At 61.0% G+C, this 1,652-nt stretch carries 2 protein-coding genes; both read right to left on the bottom strand.

From position 1 onward, the window contains the following. On the bottom strand, positions 1 to 843 hold an 843-nt coding region (locus D8V06_RS20665; RefSeq protein WP_130931694.1), incomplete at its 3' end, for an alpha/beta fold hydrolase. A 162-nt stretch (positions 844 to 1,005) separates the two neighbouring features. Then, a partial coding sequence (locus D8V06_RS20660) for a putative PEP-binding protein (RefSeq protein ID WP_347238622.1) occupies positions 1,006 to 1,652 on the bottom strand: 647 nt, incomplete at its 5' end.

Here is a 1,652-nt window from a genome sequence, read left to right as displayed (position 1 = left end):
CTCGCGCCCCAGATTGATGAATTGCTTGTGTTCGCAACCCACTTGGTCGAACAGGTTGCGGCAGGCCCAGGCCGGATCCTGATGATCCCCCGCCGCGCTTACCACAAGCACCGGCAGCTTCACCTCGGCGAGCCCGGCCCACCAGTCCTTGTCGGCGTCGCCGAAGCGCCCGAACAAGCCATGCCAGCGCATGCTTTCCAGGGCCAGGCCAATTGGCTCGTCCTCCGGGCCGCGCTTGAGTCGTGAACCGGACAACTGAGCAAAGCGCTTGAGAATGAAGCGCCCGCCCCACTCCACGGGTGGAATCTTCAGCGGCCAATAGGTACGGCTGACCTGGGTGCCAAAAAACGCAGCGGAGGCCACCACCGGCTCGCCGATGTATTCACCGCCCAACGCCGCCGCCAGGGTAATGCCCCCCAGCGAATGGCCGATCCAGTGCGGAACCTGACCGCTTTGCTCACGCACGAACGCGCCAATCGCGGGCAGATCGTAACGCGCATAGTCAGCGACGCGATTCTTGCGATAGTCCTGGTTGCGCCGGGACAGGCCGTGACCGCGCATTTCCGCGATCCACACATCGAAGCCCAGGCGCGCCAAATGAGCACCCAGCCCCAGGCCTTTGGGGGAGAACCAGAAGCGTCGATTGGAAAAACTGCCATGCAACAGGATGACCGGCACGCCGCGTACGGCAGGCTCATCGGCCATGCCCAAACGGGTGACAGCCAGCTCGACACTCGGGTCCGGGCTGTTGGCCGGCTTCAAGCGATACACGTCTTCGCTCAGATCGCCACGCCGTTCGGCGCTGATCAGGGCGACAGGAAATAGGTTGCTGCTGCTTTGCATAATCTCTTGCACAAAAAAGGGCGGCATCCAGATGGAGCCCGCCCTACTTGAATCTCAAAAAGACCGCCCCTTGCAGGGGCACAGCTTGCTGACGATGGCGATTTTGAAGACGCGATCGCGGGCAAGCCTTGCTCCTACAGTGAGCGGTCCGTTTACACAGGATCAGGCCGAAGCTTGACCTTCCGCCAGGAAGAACCAGGTTTCCAGTACGGAGTCCGGGTTCAACGAAACGCTTTCAATACCCTGCTCCATCAGCCACTTGGCCAGGTCTGGATGGTCCGAAGGCCCCTGACCGCAGATGCCGATGTATTTGCCGGCCTTGTTGCACGCAGCAATGGCATTGGCCAGCAGCTTCTTGACCGCAGGGTTACGCTCGTCGAACAAGTGCGCAATGATCCCGGAGTCACGGTCCAGGCCCAGGGTCAGCTGGGTCAGGTCGTTGGAGCCGATGGAGAAACCGTCGAAGAATTCAAGGAATTCTTCAGCCAGGATGGCGTTGGACGGCAGCTCGCACATCATGATCACGCGCAGACCGTTGTCGCCACGGGCCAAGCCGTTTTCCGCCAGCAGGTCAACCACCTGGCTCGCTTCACCCAGGGTACGAACGAACGGCACCATGATCTCGACGTTGGTCAGGCCCATCTCGTTGCGCACACGCTTGAGAGCGCGGCATTCGAGTTCGAAGCAGTCACGGAACGATTCGCTGATGTAACGCGAGGCGCCACGGAAGCCCAGCATCGGGTTCTCTTCTTCAGGCTCGTAGAGCTTGCCGCCGATCAGGTTGGCGTATTCGTTGGACTTGAAGTCCG

It is taken from the genome of Pseudomonas sp. Sample_24 (assembly GCF_004307605.1).
Taxonomy (GTDB): Bacteria; Pseudomonadota; Gammaproteobacteria; order Pseudomonadales; family Pseudomonadaceae; genus Aquipseudomonas.
The sequence above is the reverse complement of the archived record's forward strand: the minus strand, read 5'-3'. Positions and strand labels throughout refer to the sequence as shown.